Below are 19,301 nucleotides of genomic sequence, written 5' to 3' on the forward strand. Positions count from 1 at the left end.
GGCGGGGCCGGGCAGGGCAAGATGGGGAAGCGTCCCGCCTCAGAGCGTCTCGCCGCGCAGCAGCTTCGGCACCTCGCCGGTGAGGCCGGCGGCATCCTTGATGAACAGGCCCTTGAGGCGGGGCAGGCGGTCCACCAGCCCGAGGCCCACGTCGCGGATCGCACGCAGGGCGTGGGAATGGTTGGAGAACAGGCGGTTGAGACCATCCGTCGCGACACCCATGGCCAAGGTGTCGAACCGCCGCCAGCGCTGGTAGCGCTCCAGCGTGGTGGGCGAGGCGAAGTCGAGGCCGACCCGCGCCGCGTCCGTCACCACCTCGGCGAGAGCGGCCACGTCGCGCAGGCCCATGTTGAGGCCCTGCCCGGCGATGGGATGGATGACGTGGGCGGCATCGCCCACCAGCGCGAGGCGGTCGCCGATGAAAGCGCGCGCCATGGCGAAGCCGAGGGGATAGGCGCGGGGCTTCGTCACCGGCTTCACCCAGCCCAGGCGATGGCCGAAGCGCTGCTCCAGCTCCTCCTGGAAGATGGCGGAGGGCAGGGCGAGGAGACGGTCCGCGTCGGCGGTGCGCTCGGTCCACACCACCGAACAGCGGTTGCCCGGCAAGGGCAGGATGGCGAACGGGCCGGCGGGCAGAAAATGCTCCTCGGCGCGACCTTCGTGCGGGCGCTCGTGCTCCACCACGAAGGTGATGCCGCTCTGCCCATAGCCCCACGACACCGTGGAAATGCCGGCCATCTCGCGAATGCGCGAACGCGCGCCGTCGCACGCCACCAGCAGGCCGGCGCGCAGCGGCACGCCCGAGGCGGACGCCAGTTCGACCCCGCCGCCCTCGCTGCGGAACGATGTCACCGCCTCTTCGCGCAGGTCGATGCCGGCGGAACGGGCGGCTGCCACCAGCGCCTGCTGCAAATCGAGGTTCGGCACCATGAAGGCGAAGGGCTCGCCCGGCTCCACATCGCCGTCGAAGGTGAGGAAGGTGGGGCGCGCCACGTCCTTGGTGCGGCTGTCTGTCACGACCATGGTGCGCATGGGCTCGGCCCTGGCGGCGATCTCGTGCCAGACACCGAGGCTGGTGAGCATGCGCCGGGCGCAGGCGGCGATGGCGGAGCAGCGCCCGTCATCCAGCCCGGCGCGCGAGAGGGTCGGGTCGTAAAGGGCGATGTCCGCATCCGGGCCGAGGCCCTGGCGCAAGGCGAGGGCGAGGCTCAGGCCCGCGAGGCCCCCGCCGACGATGGCGACGTCAGCCCGCTCCGCCTGTGCCCGTTCCGGCGCGCGATCGGCCGCGGCCGGGTTTGCGGACCAGCCGGTCTCCGGAAGCGGTGCGTTCGGGGAGCCCATGACCTTCACTCCTGATGATCGTTCGTCGTTCTACGCTGCCGGGGGGCGATTGGCTCGCCTATAGGGGAGACGGCTGACGTTTTGGGGTTGACGGTCGAGGCGTGGGCGTGGCGTCCTGCCCTCGACTGAACCGTGCGACCCGCATCCCGTTCCACCTTCTTTGATGCTGCCGCCCGCAGGGCGCGCAGCCATCGGCGAGCCCCTGAATGACCGGCCAGAATCCCGACGTGGAGAAGCTCCTCGGCATCCTTGACCTCGAGCCGCTCGAGATCAACCTGTTCCGGGGTCGCAGCGTATCGCCCACCGGGGGGCGGGTGTTCGGCGGCCAGGTGATCGCCCAGGCCCTCGTCGCCGCCCGCCGCACGGTGGAGGAGGCGCGCGTCACCCACTCCCTGCACGGCTACTTCCTGCTCGGCGGCGACCCCACCGTCCCGATCATCTACGACGTGGACCGCATCCGCGACGGCCGCTCCTTCACCACCCGCCGGGTGGTGGCGATCCAGCATGGCGAAGCCATCTTCAGCATGTCGGTGTCGTTCCAGAAGCCGGAGGAAGGCTTCACGCACCAGAGCCAGATGCCGGACGTGCCCCAGCCCGAGGATCTGCCCGGCGACGACGTTTGGCGCGAGCGCCTGCTGGCGCGCTTCCCCGGCGCCGCTGGTCGCGACTGGATGGCGCACCGGCCGCTGGAGGTGAAGCCCACCAGCCTGGACATGGCCTATCTCGGGTCGCCGGGGGCACGGCCGAGCATCTGGATCCGCGCCCGCGGCCCGCTGCCGGACGATCTGCCCATTCATCAGGCGGTGCTCGCCTATGCATCCGACCTGTCGTTGCTGCAGGCGGCGCTTCTGCCCCACGGCAAGTCCGTGTTCGACAAGGACGTGCAGGTGGCGAGCCTCGACCACGCGCTGTGGTTTCACCGCCCGTTCCGCGCCGACGATTGGCTGCTCTACACCCAGGAGAGCCCCGCCGCCTCGGCCGGGCGGGGATTCTGCCGCGGCGAGCTGTTCACCCGCGACGGGATTCTGGTCGCTTCTGCGGCACAGGAAGGCCTCATGCGGCCGGTCACGCCGCGCCCGTAGGCAGGCCTCGCCTTGCGCGCTGCAATGCGTCATCACGCAAGTGCGAACGAGATCTGTCGCTCTCGTGGGCGTTGAGATTAAAAAATAGGCACAAAAAGCGGCGAGCAGGCGGCGGAGCCCCTGCAAAGCGCGTCGTGGCGGAAAAATATGCACGGGACTCCCGGCATCCGCCGCAGTCCTCCTCTCTTGGCACGGTACTTGATTCCTCTGTCCGCAGGCTTGCCAGCCGCGGCGCGGATCTCCCCGACCCGCTCGGCGAAGCCGCCGCGAAAAACACCGCTCGGGCTTCATCGGGAAGCGCAGCGGCATCAGGGGACAGGGACCGATCCATGAAGATCGTCATGGCCATCATCAAGCCATTCAAGCTGGAGGAGGTGCGCGACGCCCTCACCGGTATCGGCGTGCACGGTCTCACCGTGACCGAGGTCAAGGGCTACGGGCGTCAGAAGGGCCACACCGAGATCTACCGCGGCGCCGAATATGCCGTGAGCTTCCTGCCGAAGCTGAAGATCGAGGTCGCTGTGTCCGCCGACCAGGTCTCCAAGGTGGTGGAGGCGATCACCGCGTCCGCCAAGACCGGCCAGATCGGCGACGGCAAGATCTTCGTCATCCCGATCGAGCACGCCGTGCGCATCCGCACCGGCGAGACCGACGCCGACGCCCTTTGAGCCTCATCTCTTTCACGGAGCATTCATCCATGACGTCCAAGACGTGGTCCCGCGTGGGGGTTCCCGCGCTTCTTCTGGCGCTGGCGGTAGCCGCGCCGGTACTGGCCCAGACGGCGCCGCCTGCGACTGATGCCGCAACCGCCGTTCCCGCCGCAGTCGCCGCCCCCACCGTGAACAAGGGCGACGTCGCCTGGATGCTCACGTCCGCGCTGCTGGTGCTGATGATGTCGGTGCCCGGCCTGTTCCTGTTCTACGGCGGCCTCGTGCGCGCCAAGAACATGCTCTCCGTGCTGATGCAGGTCGCCTACAGCGTGTGCATCGTCGGCCTCATCTGGGTGCTCTACGGCTACTCGCTCGCCTTCACCGGCGGCTCTCCCTTTGTCGGCGGCTTCTCCAAGGCGTTCCTTTCCGGCGTCACCGGCGAATCCCTCGCCGCCACCTTCTCGGTGGGCGTGGCCATTCCGGAGTGGGTGTACATCGCCTTCCAGATGACCTTCGCCATGATCACCCCGGCCCTCATCTTCGGCGCCTTCGCCGAGCGCATGAAGTTCTCCGCCGTGGTGCTGTTCGTGCCGCTGTGGGTCACCTTCGTGTACTTCCCCATCGCCCACATGGTCTGGTACTGGGCCGGCCCGGATGCGATCGACGCCGCCGCCAAGGCCCTCGCCGCCGCCACTGACGGCACCGCCAAGGCTGCCGCGCAGGCCGCGCTCGACGCCGTGAACGCGGACTCGGGCTACATCTTCCAGCTCGGCGCCATCGACTTCGCGGGCGGCACCGTGGTGCACATCAATGCCGGTATCGCCGGCCTCGTGGCCTGCATCATGGTCGGCAAGCGTCTGGGCTTCGGCAAGGAGGCGCTCTCGCCCCACTCGCTGACGCTCACCATGGTCGGCGCCTCCCTGCTGTGGGTCGGCTGGTTCGGCTTCAACGCCGGCTCCAACCTCGAGGCCAATGCCACCACCGCCCTCGCGATGATGAACACCTTCATCGCCACCTGCGCGGCCGGCATGTCCTGGATGTTCGTGGAGTGGCTGGTGAAGGGTAAGCCCTCCATGCTCGGCCTCGCCTCGGGCATCGTCGCCGGCCTCGTCGCCGTGACCCCGCCGTCGGGCTTCGCCGGCATCATGGGCTCGCTGGTCCTCGGCCTCGTCGTGTCGCCGATCTGCTTCATCTTCTGCACCGCCGTGAAGAACGCCCTGGGCTATGACGACGCCCTCGACGTGTTCGGCGTGCACGGGATCGGCGGCATCGTCGGCGCCATCGCCACCGGCATCCTGGTGAGCCCCTCGCTGGGCGGCACGGGCATCTACGACTACACCACCGGTGCGGTCGCGGCCTACGACATGACCGCCCAGGTCATCGCCCAGCTCAAGGCTGTCGGCGTGACCGTGGTGTGGTCGGGCGTCGGTACCGCCGTCATCCTGTTCGTGATCTCGGTCATCGTCGGCCTGCGTCCCTCCACGGACGTGGAGCGCGAGGGTCTCGACATCAACGAGCACGGCGAGCGCGCGTACCACTCGTGATCCTGGCGGGGCGGCCTCGTCGCCGCCCCGTGGTTCTTTAAAAGAGGGGAACCAAGAAGAGCCCCGGCACCGTTGGTGCCGGGGTTTTTCTTTGCCCGCCGCAGCTCGACGGCGCTGGCGCTGGCCGATCTGCGGGCTTTTCCCGGCCCCCCGCGCCTGATAGAAGCCGCACCATGAGCGGATTTTCTCATTATCGTGGGGCCACGCCTCGCCGCAGCCGCCCCCTCGCGGCGCGAATTATCGGCCCGGCCCCCCGCCGGCGCGGTTGAGCGCGCGGGGGCTGCCGGGATTTCTCCGCCCAGATCCTGCCTTCATCCCCCGAGCGTTCCATGACCGAGAAGTCCGAGACCAAGCCGTCCGCCGAGGCGTCCGCCCCCGATTATTCCAAGACCCTGTTCCTGCCGGAAACCGCCTTCCCCATGCGCGGCGGCCTGCCCCAGAAGGAGCCGGAGCTGCTGGAGCGCTGGGCGCGCACCGGCCTCTACGGCCGCCTGCGTGAGGCGGGCCGCGGCCGCGACCGCTTCGTGCTGCACGATGGCCCGCCTTATGCCAACGGCAACATCCATATCGGCCACGCGCTCAACAAGATCCTGAAGGACGTGGTGACGCGCTCCCAGCAGATGCTGGGCTATGACTCGAACTACGTGCCCGGCTGGGACTGCCACGGCCTTCCCATCGAGTGGAAGATCGAGGAAGAGAACTACCGCAAGAAGGGCAAGCAGAAGCCCGATTTCTCCGACCCCGCCGCCATGGTCGCCTTCCGCCAGGAATGCCGCGCCTATGCCGAAGAGTGGGTGGTCAAGCAGCGCGAGGAGTTCAAGCGCCTCGGCGTCGAGGGCGACTGGGATCATCCCTATACCACCATGGCCTTCATGGCCGAGGCGCAGATCGCCCGCGAGATCATGAAGTTCGCCGAGAACGGCCTGCTCTATCGCGGCTCCAAGCCGGTCATGTGGTCGGTGGTGGAGAAGACCGCTTTGGCCGAGGCGGAGGTGGAGTATCAGGATTTTACGAGCGATACGGTTTGGGTGAAATTTCCTGTGGTGTCCGAGGGACCGCTCAACGGTGCGGGCGTCGTCATTTGGACAACGACACCCTGGACCCTGCCCGGCAACCGCGCCATCTCTTACTCGTCCAAGATCGATTATGTCCTAGCGACCCTGATCGACGACGACCCTCGCCCGCTTCCGATCACTGAGAATGATCTAACGGCCGAGGAACGGGATTTCGTCGACCGGTCTGGGCTTTCCTCAATTGAGTACGCGGCCAACAAAAGCAAGCTTGTTTCGACACGCCGCATATTTTCTGAGCGTTTCGGTGAGCAAAAGATCATCATTGCCGATGCGCTTTTGTCCGAAGTGCTTCGTTCTATGGACTGGAAAAAGGATGTATTTGTCGACCTCAATGGGCAGGAACGGCAAATCTTCAACGTCTTGCCCCTCGCCTCAAACGTCATCGGCGCGCTCATCTGCGCCCACCCCCTCGCATCCCTCGGCTACGACTTCAAAGTCCCTCTCCTCGACGGCGATCATGTGACCGACGATGCCGGCACAGGCTTCGTCCACACCGCGCCGGGTCATGGCCGTGAGGACTTCGAGATCTGGACCCAGCATCGCCGCTGGCTGGAGGAGCGCGGCATCAATCCGGCGATCCCCTACACGGTGGACGAGGACTCCTTCTACACGTCCCAGGCCCCCGGCTTCGAGGGCAAGCGCGTCATCACCGAGAAGGGCGAGAAGGGCGACGCCAACGGCGCCGTCATCGATGCGCTCATCAAGGCCGGTAACCTGCTCGCGCGCGGCCGGGTGAAGCATCAGTATCCCCACTCCTGGCGCTCCAAGAAGCCGGTGATCTTCCGCAACACGCCGCAATGGTTCATCGCCATGGACCAGGACATCCGCGCGGCGGATGGCAAGGCGGCGCCGCGCCCGGCGACGCTTGCCGGCAATGAGCCCGACACCCTGCGCGCCCGCGCGCTCGCCGGCATCAAGACGGCGGAATGGGTGCCGGCGGCGGGCGAGAACCGCATCACCGGCATGATCGAGAACCGGCCGGACTGGGTGGTCTCGCGCCAGCGCGCCTGGGGCGTGCCCATCGCCGTGTTCGTGAAGGACAACGGCGACGGCACGGTCGAAATCCTCAAGGACGCCGCCGTCAACGCCCGCATCGCCGAGGCCTTCGCGGCCGAGGGTGCCGACGCCTGGTTCAAGGAGGGCGCCAGCGCCCGCTTCCTCGCCGAACGTGCCGCCGAGGGCTGGCAGAAGGTGGATGACGTCCTCGACGTGTGGTTCGATTCCGGCTCCACCCACACCTTCACGCTGGAGGTCCGCCCCGACCTGAAGGCGGAACGTCCGCCCGCGGGGCGCGACAAGGTGATGTATCTGGAGGGCTCGGACCAGCACCGCGGCTGGTTCCATTCCTCCCTGCTGGAGAGCTGCGGCACCCGTGGCCGTCCGCCTTATGACGTGGTGCTGACCCACGGCTTCGTGCTCGACGAGGATGGGCGCAAGATGTCCAAGTCGCTCGGCAACGTCACCTCGCCGCAGGACGTCATCAAGCAGTCCGGCGCCGACATCCTGCGCCTGTGGGTGTGCGCCGCCGATTTTGCCGACGACCTGCGCATCGGCCCGGAAATCCTCAAGACCACCGCCGACACCTACCGCAAGCTGCGCAATACCATCCGCTGGCTGCTCGGCTCGTTGCACCATTACCGGCCGGAGGAGAAGGTGGCGGTGGCCGACATGCCGTCGCTGGAGCGCTTCATCCTGCACCGCTTGGCGGAGCTGGACGGGGAAATCCGCGCCGCCTACCGCGCCTTCGACTACAAGAAGGTGCATGCGGCGCTGACCCAGTTCATGAATATCGAGCTGAGCGCCTTCTATTTCGACATCCGCAAGGATGCGCTCTATTGCGACCCCATCTCCTCGGTCACGCGGCGCGCCTGCCTCACCGTGCTCGACGAGGTGTTCAACCGCCTCATCACCTGGCTCGCGCCCATCCTCGCCTTCACCTGCGAGGAGGCCTACATCGCCCGCACGGGGGATGAGGAGGGCTCGGTGCATCTGCTCGGTTTCCCCGAGACGCCCGCTGCGTGGCGCGACGAGGCGCTGGCGGAGCAGTGGCGCAAGGTGCGCCTCATCCGCCGCGTGGTGCTGGGCGCGCTGGAGGTGGAGCGCGCCGCCAAGCGCATGGGCTCCTCGCTGGAGGCCGCCCCCGAGGTCTATGTGAGCGACGATGCGCTGGCCGAGGCCCTCTCCGGCCTCGACCTCGCCGAGATCGCCATCACCTCGGATGCGAAGCTGATCCGCGGCGAGGGGCCGGCCGATGCCTTCCGGCTTCCCGACGTGCCCGGCGTCGCGGTGGTTCCCGTGCGCGCGGAAGGCACCAAGTGCGCCCGGTCATGGAAGGTCTCGCCCGCGGTGGGCAGCGACCCGGAATTCCCGGATGTCACGCCGCGCGATGCCGCCGCGCTGCGGGAGTTCTACGCCGCCCGCGCCGCGGCGGAGTGAAGCGAACCCCGCCCGCCCTCGCGTTGCCGGGGCGGGCGGCCTCGTCTATGAACGGCGGATCGCGTCCGGCCATCGGTCAGAGAAGCCATTCCTGAGAGAGGCCCCTTGCAGCGCCGTCCCATCTTCTTCGGTCTTCTCGTCGCTCTCGCTGTGCTGGTGGCGGATCAGGCCTCCAAGGGCCTCGTGCTCGCCTGGTCGGCGTCCTGGGATGGGCAGATCAAGCCCGTCGCGCCCTTCGTCGACTTCGCCGCGCTGTGGAATTACGGCATCAGCTACGGCCTGTTTCCGCAAGGCGAGACCGGGCGCTGGGTGCTGGTGGCCATCAAGGTGGCGGCGGCCATCCTGTTCGCCGTGTGGCTGGCCCGCGCCCGCAGCCGGTTCGAGGCGTTCGCGCTGGGCCTGCTCATCGGCGGCGCCATCGGCAATGCGGTGGATCGGGTGGTCTATGGGGCGGTGTTCGATTTCGTGTCGCTGCACGCCTTCGGATACCGCTGGTACGTGTTCAACCTCGCCGATGTGGCGGTTGTTGTCGGCGTGGGCCTGCTTCTTTACGATGCATTTCTCGGCGGCGCCTCAAAATCGCCGCCCTCGGCCGCGCCAATGGCGCCCCGGTCCGAAGCTGAGCGCGAGCCGTGAGCGCGCACGCTTTGAGAACGCATCAGAGGATGGCATCGAGGACGTGAGACCCATGCGAGAGATTTCCCTTTTCCCGCATAGCGCTGATGCCGCGCCGCGCGCGGCCGGCACCGTTCTGTCCCCCGCACTTCGCCTCATCCCGCTGCGCTGCGGGGGCGGCGCGCTGCTCGCCGCCTTTGCCCTGACGCTCGCCGCGCCCGCCCCGGCCGCTGCGCAGAGCCTCGACGGCAGCACCAATATCTTCGAAAGCGCCATGCAGATTCTTGGGCTGAAGGAGGAGGACGAGAAGCCGGAAATCGACTACCGCGAGCGCGCCCCCCTCGTGGTGCCGCCGCGCGTGCCCGATGCCCTTCCCCCGCCGCAGAAGAGCGCTGCCGAGGGCAATCCCAACTGGCCCAAGGATTACGACCTCCAGCGCCGCGCCGCCGCGGCGCAGGCAGCGAAGGCGCCGATCGTGCGCGACGATCCGGGCAAGCCGCTGATGCCGTCCGAACTCAACCGTGGCAAGAAGCGGGCGGTGGGTAACAGCACCTCGCCCTCGGAGCCCGTGGGCGCGGGCTCGACCCGCGACGTGCTGCTGCCCAGCCAGCTCGGCTCCTCCGGCTTCCCGGGGCTCGGTGGCCTGACCGGCAAGCAGGAGCAGCTCACCTTCAACGGCGAGCCCACCCGCGAGAACCTGATCCAGCCGCCGACCGGCTACCAGACGCCCGCCCCCAACGCCCCCTATGGCGTGGTGGAGGAGAAGAAGGAACCCTGGAAGCTGCCGACCCTGTTCGATCGCCAGTGACGGCGTCTGCGGTCCGGCGCAAGGGCGGACCGAGGGTGGGCACGGACGGAAACCGCAGTCTCCCGTCCTTTTCTGCGGCGGCGGGCACCCTATCTTTCCTTGACGGACGTGTCTTCGGGCGCGTCGAATGCCGAAAGATCGTCACGTGCAGATGAGCCGTCTCGCCATGGTTGCCATTCTCGCCGCTGGAGCGGCCGCATTTTCTCCCCGCCTTGCTGATGCGGCGGGCCCCGAAGTCACCGAATTCAAGCTCGCCAACGGCCTTCAGGTCATGGTCATCCCCGATCACCGCACCCCGGTGGTCACCCACATGGTGTGGTACAAGGTGGGATCGGCCGACGAGCAGCCGGGCAAGTCCGGCATCGCCCATTTCCTCGAGCATTTGATGTTCAAGGGCACCGATGCGCACCCGCAGGGCCAGTTCTCGGCCGAGGTGGCGCGCCTCGGCGGCCAGGAAAATGCCTTCACCTCGCAGGATTACACCGCCTATTTCCAGCGCGTGGCGAAAGAGCACCTCGAGACCGTGATGGGGTTCGAGGCCGACCGCATGCGCGGCCTCAAGCTCTCCGACGAGGTGGTGCTGCCCGAGCGCGACGTGGTGCTGGAAGAGCGCCGCATGCGCACGGACAACGATCCCGGCGCGCGCCTCTCCGAGGTGTTGCAGGCCACGACCTACGTCAACCATCCCTACCAGCACCCGATCATCGGCTGGGAGCACGAGATCAAGGGCCTCAACCGCGAGGATGCCCTGGCCTTCTACCGCCGCTTTTACGCCCCCAACAACGCCCTGCTCGTGGTGGCCGGCGATGTGGACCCGGCCGAGGTGAAGGCGCTGGCGGAAAAGACCTACGGCAAGGTCGCCCAGGCCGACACCCCGCCGCGCAACCGCCCGCAGGAGCCCGAGCCGCGGGCCCACCGGCGGGTGTCGCTGGCCGACCCGCGCGTCGCGCAGCCGAGCCTGCAGCGCTCCTATCTCGTGCCCTCGGCCCGCACTGCGGCGCCGGGCGATGCGGAAGCGCTGGAAGTGCTCTCGCACATCCTCGGCGGTGGCCAGACCAGCCGCATGTACCGCACGCTGGTGGCGGAGAAGGGCCTCGCGGCCGGGGCTGGCTCCTGGTATCAGGGAACCGCCTACGACGCGACCCGCTTCGTCGCCTATGCCTCCCCACGTCCGGGTGTGAGCCTTGAGACGCTGGAGGCGGCGGTGGATGCGGTGGTTGCCGAGCTGCAGGAGAAGGGCGTGGACGATCTGGAGCTGGCCCGCGCCAAGACCCGGCTCATCGCCGACACCATCTATGCGCAGGACAACCAGGCGACGCTCGCCCGCATCTATGGCGCCTCCTGGGCCACCGGCCTGTCCGCCAAGGACGTGCGCGAATGGCCTGAGCGGCTCAAGGCCGTGACCGCCGATCAGGTGCGCGACGTGGCCCGTCGCTACCTTGTCACCGACCGGGCCGTGACCGGCTACCTCAAGCAGACCGAGCCCAAGGCCGGCGACGCGGGCAAGGCGGACGGCAAGAAGGACAATCGCTCGTGACGGCGGCCGTCCCGGCTTTCGTGTTCCGTTCGCCGGCCCGTTCGGGCCGGCGCGCCTTTTTCGCGGGCGCGGGCCTTCGCCCTGCCGCCCGGCTCTTTCTTGCGATGGTTACGATGGCCCTTTCCCTTCTCGCCGCCGATACGGCGCAGTCCCAGTCGAGCCGCATCACCGAGGTGACGAGCCCCGGCGGCATCAAGGCCTGGCTGGTCCACGACACCACGCTTCCGCTCATCGCCTTCGAGTTCGCCTTCCTCGGTGGCGCAGCCCAGGACGGTCCGGAGCATGCGGGCCTTGCCAACCTCGCCTCCTCGCTGCTGGACGAGGGCGCCGGCCCGATGGATTCCGACGCCTTCCAGCGGGCGCTGGCCGATCATGCGGTGGAGCTGCATTTCGATGCCGGCCGCGACGAGATGCGCGGCTCCCTGCGCACCCTCTCGGAAAACCGTGACAAGGCCTTTGAGCTGCTGCGCCTCGCGGTGAACGAGCCGCGCTTCGACAGCGAGGCGGTGGAGCGCATCGGCGCCTCTCAGCTCGCCATGCTGCGCCGCCGCTCCACCGAGCCCAATGCCATCGCCAACGACCGCTGGTTCGCGCTCGCCTTCCCCGGCCATCCCTACGGCCGGCCGGTGGATGGCACGCTGGACAGCGTCGCCAAGCTGACCCGCGAGGACATCGCCGGTTTCATCGGCAAGACCTTCGCCCGCTCCAACCTGCGCGTCGCCGTGGTGGGTGACATCAGCGCCGAGGAGCTGGGCAAGCGGCTCGACGAGGTGTTCGGCAAGCTTCCGGCCCAGGCGACGCTAACCCCGGTCGCTAATGTGACGCCGCAGAAGATCGGCACCGTGGAGGTCATCCCCCTCGACGTCTCGCAGTCGGTGGTGGTGATGGGCACCGGCGGCCTGGAGCGTCGCGATCCGGACTTCATCCCGGCCTATGTGCTCAACCACATCCTCGGCGGCAGCGCCTTTTCCTCGCGCCTGTTCAAGGAAGTGCGCGAGGCGCGGGGGCTGGCCTATTCTGTTTATTCCTATCAGGTGGCGCTCTCCCACGTCGGCCTTTGGTTCGCCGGCACGGCGACCAAGAACGAGCGGGCGGCGGAATCCATCTCCCTCATCACCCACGAGTTCGGCCAGATCCTCAAGGACGGACCGACCGCCAAGGAGCTGGAGGAGGCGAAGAGCTACCTGATGGGTAGCTATGCCCTGCGCTTCGATACCTCGTCCAAGGTCGCCGGCCAGCTGTTGCAGATCCAGCTCGACGATCTCGGCATCGACTATATCGACCGCCGCAACGCGCTCATCGCTGCGGTCACCCTCGACGATCTCAAGCGCGTCGCTGGCCGGCTGGCCACGGCGAAGGACGCGCTGACGGTGGTGGTGGGCAAGCCCGTGGGCCTCGGAGGCTGATCGGTCCACGGTAACCTTACTTTCACGGAGCCGGCGCCGGGGACCCGCAGGGGCGGGCGGGGAGTCCTCATGCCGGCTTCCCTTTGCTATAAGCGCGCGATCCAGGGCGCCCATGGAGTTGAAGATATGGCGGGTGCAACACGGACGGTCGCGCAGATCCGGGCCACCGACGGGTCCGCGGTGGCAGCTTCACGCGTGTGCGCACCCCTGTCGTCTCCGACAGCGAGCCGCGGTTTCGCGTTTCCCCGGCATTCCCTCGCGCGGCTTGTGCTGCCCGGCCTGATGGCGGCGGTCCTTGCCGGTTGCGCCGGTGGTGAAGGCCTCGATGGCTCCTTCGGCGCGCAGGACACGGGCGTCGCCGGCGGCACCGCCATTGCAACGCCGGTGGCGGGCGGCACCTCTGCCGGTGTGGTCAACAGCGCCACCTCCGGCTCGCTCGTCGTCGGCGCCGGTCCGGACCAGGTGTCCTACGATTGCCCCATGCTTACCGTGCGCACCGGCGCCGGCAGCTGGCAGGTCACGACCGGCGGCGGGCTGCGCTATCAGGCCACCATCGGCCGCCTCGCCCGCGAATGCACCATCGCCAACGGCATGATGATGGTGAAGGTGGGCATCGAAGGTCGCGTCCTCATGGGCGAAAAGGGCAGCCCCGGTCAGGTGAAGGTGCCCGTTCGCATCGCGGTGGTGAATGAGGGGCCCTCGCCCAGGACCGTCACCACCAAGTTCTTCGCCATCGCCGTTGACGTGCCGGCCGATCCGGGCCACGCGCCCTTCACCGTGGTGGAGGACCAGATCGCGTTCCCGCTGCTGAAGCCGAACGAGATGGAGCGCTACATTATCTATGTGGGCTTCGACCCGCAGGGCACGCCCGAGGTGCGCGAACGGCCCAAGCCGTCCGTCTCGCGGCCGAAGCCGAAGCCGCCGGCCGCCGCCGCGCAGCCCGCCCCGGCGCCCGCCGCCGCAAGCGCGCCGCCCCCGGCAAGCTCTTCGTCCTCCGGCTCGTCGTCTTCGGGCTCGAAGGACGTGTTCGGACCGCCTCCGTCGAGCGGGAGCAGCGGCGGCGGCTTCGCGCCGCCCCCGTCCAACGGCGGGTTCGCCGCGCCGCCCTCCACCAGCACCTTCTCGGCGCCGCCCCAGTGAAGGGCGGCGCCGCGGCGCAGCTCAATCCAGCTTGACGGGCAGGAAGGTGAAGGGCTGCGCCGGCACGAACCGCGCGGCGGCGTTGCCGCCATAGACCTTGCCTCCGGTGAGATCGAGCTTCTTCACCGGCGCGCCCACCTTCAGGTCGAGATCGGCGATCGGTACCCAGAACGTGTTCGGGCTGGTGGCGGAATCGAAGAAATAGACCCTGTCCTTCTGGTCGCTCACCGTCCGCCACAGGGTGGAGGCGATGTTCGGCTCGCCCGGCGTCGAGAGGCCGAGGGGCACGCTCACCGAGCGCATCACGCTGGCGACGCTCGCCACCGCCTGGTTGGCGTAGGTCTGGTCCGGGACAGCGGACAAGATCTCCGGCGCCGCCTTGGCGGGGATGGCCTTGATGAAGAAGCTGGCGCGGGCGAAGCGGTCCGCCGCGCGGTTGGTGCCGGGCAGGAACACCGTGCCGCCGATGTCCTGCCAATAGGCGTTGAGTGCCAGCTGCTGGTCGTAGCTGGGTGAGTTGGTCATCACCTGGTACTGCCGCCCGTGATGCACCACCAGCTTGCCGCCGAGATACTCGAAGATGGCGCTGTCGCCGGAGGGATCGGAGATGGCGAGGTGGAGCTGGGCGCCGGAGCCGTTGGGCAGGTTCGCCGTGACCACCACGAACGGCTCGGCGGAGAGTGCCGTGACCGCCTCGGCGACGGTGGCGAAATTGTCGAGCACGTATTGCGCCCAGACGCTGATGGAGAGGGCCGGCTTGCCGTTGGGCTTCGCATATTCGGATTCGGCGAGATACAGCAGATTGGCAACGAGACCCTTCTCGTTCATGCCGTCGGCCGAGCCCACGTCATAGCCCGAGGCGATGACGCTGCCGTATTTCGACACCCATTTCGGCGTGTTGGCTCCCGCCGCCCCATCGCGCGCCATGCCGGCCGGGAAGGCCCACAGGTTGGTGTGCATATCCTCCATCCAGTCCATGGACCGGCCGGTGATGACGACGCCATCGGAGCCCAGATAGACCGCGCGGGTGCAGGCCTGCGCCACGGGTGCGAGCGCGGAGGCGAGCGCCCCGGCCAGCACTGTGGCTGCGAGGGCGCGGCGGCGGATGCGGGAGATGCGGCTTTCGGGACGGGTCTGGACCATGGCGGCCTCCGATGCGACCGGCCCAAAATGAAAACCGCCGGTAACGAGGTCAGCCTCGTTCCGGCGGAATCAGGTGCCGGCCTTGTGAAAAGGTTCGGCTGAAAGAGATACCGGCTCCGCCCACACAGCAAGGCGGAGCCGGTCATCCATGCCCTGTCTGCCCCGAAAAGACATGGACAAGTGTTAGAAACCACGCCCGCGCTCCCGATTCTCTGAGATGGATCAAATTTGGCTGCGCTGCGGCGAAATTTTGCTATCAGCTTCGGCGGAGCGTTGCGCACAGCACGCCTCAGGCGTGCGGGGAGAAGGGATGCACGACAAGGAGTCGCAGATGCCGGATGGCATTCCGGTCATCCGGACCATCGCCATGCCGGCCGACACCAATCCGAGCGGCGATATCTTCGGCGGCTGGCTGATGTCGCAGATGGACCTTGCCGCCGGAAACGTGGCAGCGCGCCGCTCGCGGGGCCGCGCGGCCACGGTGGCGGTGGAGGCCATGAGCTTCCTCTCCCCGGTGGCGGTGGGCGACGAGGTGAGCCTGTTCGCAAACATCGCGCGGGTGGGACGCACCTCGCTTCGCATCGAGGTGGAAGCCTGGCGCCGGGCGCGCGAGAGCGAGCAGTCCACCAAGGTGACGGAGGCCGTCTTCACCTTCGTCGCCATCGACGGCGAGGGCCGGCCGCGGGCCATCCCGGCGGAGTAGCGGGGCGGCCCAAGAAGGGCGCACACAGCCCGCGCGGCGCCTGAGCGAAAGCAGAAAGCTCCGTCCCTCACGTCCCGCGCGGTTTCGCCCGCGTGGTCGGCGGGGCGGCGGCGGGGTCTTCCGGCCAGGGATGCTTGGGGTAGCGGCCGCGCATGTCGGCGCGAACATCCCGCCACGAGCCGCGCCAGAATTGCGGCAGGTCCTTCGTCACCTGGATCGGCCGGTGCGCGGGCGAGAGCAAAGCGAGGGTGAGGGGCACCCGCCCGCCGGCGATGGCCGGATGGGCGGTGAGGCCGAACAATTCCTGCACCCGCACTTCCACCGCCGGCCCGCCCTCCGCGCCATAGTCGATGGCGAGGCGCGAGCCGGTGGGCGCGGTGAAATGGGTGGGCGCCTCCGCCTCCAGTCGGGCGGTGAGTTCGTAGGGCAGCAAGGCGTGAAGGGCGTTGCCCACGTCCGGGCCCGAGATGTCGGCCAGCGACGTGCGGCCGGGGAGAAATGGCGCGAGCCACGTCTCCGCCGATGCCGCGAGCGCCGCATCGGACAGGTCCGGCCACGGCTCGCCCTCGGCCGCGCGTAGGAACATGACGCGCTCGCGCCATTGCCGGGACGCGGCGGAGAAGGGCAGGCGTTCGATGCCGGCATCCGCGATGCCCCGGGTGAGAGCGCGCGCCGTCTCCGCGTCCGGCGGAACCGGCTGGGGCCGGGCGGCCAGCACCAGCGCCTTGAGCCGTCGCACCTCGCGCGCCCGCACCGCCATGGCGGCGGGGTCGAAGGCGACCTCAAGGCCGGAGGTGATGTCGCCCGCAAACAGGGCCTCCACCTCTTCCGCCGCCAGGGCCGCCGCGAGAGTGATGCGGGCGCCCTCGGCACGGCCCGAGGCTTCCGCCACCGCGAGGAAGGGCGCGCGGGCGAGCGGGGAGGTCCCCTCCAGCACCGCGCCCCGGCCATTGGCCATCAGGAAGCGCACCTGGGTCTCGCTGGCCCGCCCCTCGCGGGCCTTGGCCACCCGGTCGGGAAAGGCGAGCGCCAGCAGGGCCGCAGGGGAGGGGGGAGGCGCCCCGTCCGAAGCGTGCTCTTCCGTTGTCGCCTCCCGCGCCGCCATCTCCGCCCAGCGGCCGGCGAGGCGGCGGGAATCCTCCGCACGACGGGAACGGTCGCGGCGGAAGCCGTCGAGGCGGGCGAGGAGGTCTACGCTGTCGCCGCCGAGCCCGCGCTCCACCAGCAGCGCGGCGATCTCCGCACCCAGACGGCCCACGCCCCGCGCCGCGCCGATGGCGACCATGTGGGCGAGGCGCGGCGGCAAGGGCAGGCGCGCCATCAGGCGCCCGAGCGGCGTCACCGCCTCCTCGCCATCGAGCGCGCCGAGGAGGCGCAGCAGCGCCTTCGCCTCGGTCACGGGCGGCGCCGGCGGCGGATCGAGGAAGGGGAGGGCGGCGGGATCGCGCACGCCGACGCGGGCGAGGTCGAGCACCAGGCCGGTGAGGTCGGCGGCGAGGATTTCGGGCGTCGCGAAGGCGGGCAGGCTCGCCGTCTCGCCCTCGCTCCACAGCCGGTAGCAGACGCCGGGCTCCGTGCGGCCGGCGCGGCCCCGGCGCTGGTCGGCGGCGGCGCGGGAGACGCGGACGGTCTCGAGCCGCGTCAGCCCTACGTCGGGCTCGAAGCGCGGCACGCGGGCAAGGCCGCTGTCCACCACCACCCTCACGCCCTCGATGGTGAGCGAGGTCTCGGCGATGGAGGTGGCCAGCACCACCTTGCGTCGTCCCTCCGGCGCCGGCAGCACGGCGCGGTCCTGCTCGGCGGCGTCCAGGGCACCGAACAGGGCGACGATATCGACCTTGGGGTCGCGCACCGCGTCCAGAAGCAGCGTTTCGGTGCGGCGGATTTCCGCGGCGCCGGGCAGGAAGGCGAGGATGGAGCCGTCTTCTCGGTCCAGCGCGCGGCGGATGGCGTCGGCCATCTGGCGGTCGATGGGCGTGCGCGGATCGCGGCCGAGATAGGCCGTCTCCACCGGAAACGCGCGACCCTCGCTCTCGATCACAGGCGCAGGCGCGCCCACCCCCATCAAAGAGGCGACGCGGGCGCCGTCCAGCGTCGCCGACATGGCGAGGAGCCTGAGGTCGTCCCTGAGCCCGCGCTGGGAATCGAGGGCGAGGGCGAGGCCGAGATCGGCGTCGAGGCTGCGCTCGTGGAATTCGTCGAACAGCACGGCGGCGATCCCGGACAGTTCGGGGTCGTCCAACACCATGCGGGTGAAGATGCCTTCCGTGACCACCTCGATGCGAGTGCGGCGCGACACCTCCGAGGCAAGCCGGGTGCGAAAGCCCACGGTGCCGCCTACCGCCTCGCCGAGGGTCTGGGCCATGCGCCGTGCGGCGGCGCGGGCGGCGAGGCGGCGCGGCTCCAGCACGAGGATCTTCCCGCCCGCGGCCCATGGCTCATCCAGCAGGGCCAAGGGCACGCGCGTGGTCTTCCCGGCGCCGGGCGGAGCCACCAGCACGGCGCACGGGGCGGACGCGAGCGTCGAGCGGATGTCGCCGAGCACGGCGTCGATGGGGAGCTTGGTGTCGAACATGGCGGCGCCGCCCTTATGCGGCCGCGCCGCGCGCAGGCCAAGAGCATTGAAGGGACAGGGCAGAGGAGGGATAGGGTAGAGAAGGGATAGGGCAGAGGGGGTGTTGCCAGCGGCCCGCATCGGTGCCTTAAGGAACGCCCCGTCCATCACCGGGATCAGAGCACCATGGTTTCCGCCCCGTCCAGCCTCACCAGCAAGGTCCGGCCGCTCGCCTTCGAGGCCGGCGTCGTCGCCCTCGCTTTCCTCGAGTCCAAGGCCGCCTTCGTGGGGACGGATGGCACGGCATCCCTGATCGGGCTGGAGGAGGGCGCAGCGCCGGTTCTGGTTCCGGTTCACGACGGCGGCGTGCTCAGCGCGGCCTCGGACGGCAAGCGGTTGGTCACCGGCGGCGACGACGGGCGGGTGATGGAGACGCTGGCGGATGGCACCACCCGCGAACTGGCGCAGCAGAAGGGACGCTGGATCGACCGGGTGGCGCTGGGGCCGGACGGGGCCGTCGCCTATTCGGCTGGCAAGGTCGCCCATGTGCTGCAGCAGAAGGGCGAGGCGAAGTCGCTGGAGGTGCCCTCCACGGTGGGCGGGCTCGCCTTCGCGCCCAAGGGCCTGCGCCTCGCGGTGGCGCATTACGGCGGCGTGTCGCTGTGGTTCCCCAATGCGGCGGGCGCCAAGCCGGAGGTCTATGGCTGGAAGGGCTCGCACCTCGGGGTGACGTTCTCGCCGGACGGCCGCTTCCTCGTCAGCACCATGCAGGAGCCGGCGTTGCACGGCTGGCGCGTGGTGGACGGCGCGCACATGCGCATGTCCGGCTATCCCTCGCGGGTGAAGTCCTTCGCCTTCACCACCGACGGCAAGTGGCTCGCCACGTCAGGCTCGGGCGAGGCCATCCTGTGGCCGTTCCAGGCCAAGGACGGCCCCATGGGCAAGGAGCCGGCCATGCTCGCGCCCTCGCCCACCTCGCGGGTGACGGTGGTGGCACCCCACCCCAAGGACCCGGTCGTCGCCATCGGCTACGAGGACGGCATGGTGATGATGGTGCGCATCTCGGACGGCGCCGAGATCCTGCTGCGCGCGCCCGACAACGACCCGGTGACCGCCATCGCCTGGCACGGCTCCGGCGGGGCCGTTGCGTTCGGGACGGAAAAGGGCCAGGGCGGCCTGCTGGCCTTCTGAACCGCCGCGGTTTCGGTGCCGCGCACCAAGTCCTTAGCCGTGCAGGAAACTCGTGCCGCGGGCGGCTTTTCACGGGCG

General features: G+C 69.2%; 14 protein-coding genes. 11 read left to right on the top strand and 3 right to left on the bottom strand.

Annotated features, from left to right (window positions below; translation table 11 throughout):
• Window positions 1-39: 39 nt before the first annotated feature.
• Window positions 40-1,341 (bottom strand): ubiquinone biosynthesis hydroxylase, encoded by a 1,302-nt coding sequence (locus XAN126_RS0101170; protein ID WP_024276767.1) that lies wholly within the window; start codon window positions 1,339-1,341, stop codon window positions 40-42.
• Between the two features lie 206 nt (window positions 1,342-1,547).
• Here XAN126_RS0101170 and tesB point away from each other — a divergent pair, with 206 nt between their 5' ends.
• The 9 genes from tesB to XAN126_RS0101215 all read left to right on the top strand — a co-directional run bounded on the left by tesB (window position 1,548) and on the right by XAN126_RS0101215 (window position 13,632).
• Complete coding sequence (tesB, locus tag XAN126_RS0101175) at window positions 1,548-2,423, top strand: acyl-CoA thioesterase II (RefSeq protein ID WP_024276768.1); 876 nt, start codon at window positions 1,548-1,550, stop codon at window positions 2,421-2,423.
• A gap of 329 nt (window positions 2,424-2,752) precedes the next feature.
• Window positions 2,753-3,091 (top strand): P-II family nitrogen regulator, encoded by a 339-nt coding sequence (locus tag XAN126_RS0101180; RefSeq protein ID WP_024276769.1) that lies wholly within the window; start codon window positions 2,753-2,755, stop codon window positions 3,089-3,091.
• A 29-nt stretch (window positions 3,092-3,120) separates the two neighbouring features.
• Window positions 3,121-4,617, top strand: a complete 1,497-nt coding sequence (locus XAN126_RS0101185; RefSeq protein ID WP_024276770.1) for an ammonium transporter — start codon at window positions 3,121-3,123, stop codon at window positions 4,615-4,617.
• A 329-nt stretch (window positions 4,618-4,946) separates the two neighbouring features.
• Window positions 4,947-8,126 (top strand): isoleucine--tRNA ligase, encoded by a 3,180-nt coding sequence (ileS, locus tag XAN126_RS0101190; RefSeq protein ID WP_024276771.1) that lies wholly within the window; start codon window positions 4,947-4,949, stop codon window positions 8,124-8,126.
• Between the two features lie 105 nt (window positions 8,127-8,231).
• Window positions 8,232-8,762 carry a signal peptidase II gene (gene lspA, locus XAN126_RS0101195; RefSeq protein ID WP_024276772.1) on the top strand — a complete coding sequence of 177 codons (531 nt, stop codon included), beginning with the start codon at window positions 8,232-8,234 and terminating at the stop codon, window positions 8,760-8,762.
• 52 nt (window positions 8,763-8,814) lie between these two features.
• On the top strand, window positions 8,815-9,549 hold the full coding sequence (locus XAN126_RS0101200) for a hypothetical protein (RefSeq protein ID WP_024276773.1): 735 nt from the start codon (window positions 8,815-8,817) through the stop codon (window positions 9,547-9,549).
• 127 nt (window positions 9,550-9,676) lie between these two features.
• On the top strand, window positions 9,677-11,086 hold the full coding sequence (locus XAN126_RS0101205; protein ID WP_051460529.1) for a pitrilysin family protein: 1,410 nt from the start codon (window positions 9,677-9,679) through the stop codon (window positions 11,084-11,086).
• Window positions 11,087-11,199: 113 nt separating this feature from the next.
• Window positions 11,200-12,492 carry a pitrilysin family protein gene (locus tag XAN126_RS0101210; RefSeq protein WP_245272192.1) on the top strand — a complete coding sequence of 431 codons (1,293 nt, stop codon included), beginning with the start codon at window positions 11,200-11,202 and terminating at the stop codon, window positions 12,490-12,492.
• A 282-nt stretch (window positions 12,493-12,774) separates the two neighbouring features.
• Window positions 12,775-13,632: a hypothetical protein gene (locus tag XAN126_RS0101215; RefSeq protein WP_155982187.1), complete on the top strand. Its 858-nt coding sequence runs from the start codon at window positions 12,775-12,777 to the stop codon at window positions 13,630-13,632.
• Between the two features lie 21 nt (window positions 13,633-13,653).
• On the opposite strand, the gene XAN126_RS0101220 is transcribed toward XAN126_RS0101215, so the two are convergent.
• The gene (locus XAN126_RS0101220; protein WP_081762471.1) at window positions 13,654-14,775 is read right to left on the bottom strand and encodes a linear amide C-N hydrolase; all 1,122 of its coding nucleotides are present in this window, start codon (window positions 14,773-14,775) and stop codon (window positions 13,654-13,656) included.
• 310 nt (window positions 14,776-15,085) lie between these two features.
• On the opposite strand from XAN126_RS0101220, the gene XAN126_RS0101225 reads away from it, so the two are divergent.
• Complete coding sequence (locus XAN126_RS0101225; RefSeq protein ID WP_024276778.1) at window positions 15,086-15,478, top strand: acyl-CoA thioesterase; 393 nt, start codon at window positions 15,086-15,088, stop codon at window positions 15,476-15,478.
• A 67-nt stretch (window positions 15,479-15,545) separates the two neighbouring features.
• Here XAN126_RS0101225 and hrpB read toward each other — a convergent pair whose 3' ends face one another.
• The gene (hrpB, locus tag XAN126_RS0101230) at window positions 15,546-18,053 is read right to left on the bottom strand and encodes an ATP-dependent helicase HrpB (RefSeq protein WP_024276779.1); all 2,508 of its coding nucleotides are present in this window, start codon (window positions 18,051-18,053) and stop codon (window positions 15,546-15,548) included.
• A gap of 165 nt (window positions 18,054-18,218) precedes the next feature.
• On the opposite strand from hrpB, the gene XAN126_RS0101235 reads away from it, so the two are divergent.
• The gene (locus tag XAN126_RS0101235; RefSeq protein ID WP_024276780.1) at window positions 18,219-19,223 is read left to right on the top strand and encodes a WD40 repeat domain-containing protein; all 1,005 of its coding nucleotides are present in this window, start codon (window positions 18,219-18,221) and stop codon (window positions 19,221-19,223) included.
• The last annotated feature ends 78 nt before the right edge of the window (window positions 19,224-19,301 follow it).

Source organism: Xanthobacter sp. 126, from assembly GCF_000526175.1.
Lineage (GTDB): Bacteria > Pseudomonadota > Alphaproteobacteria > Rhizobiales > Xanthobacteraceae > Xanthobacter > Xanthobacter aminoxidans.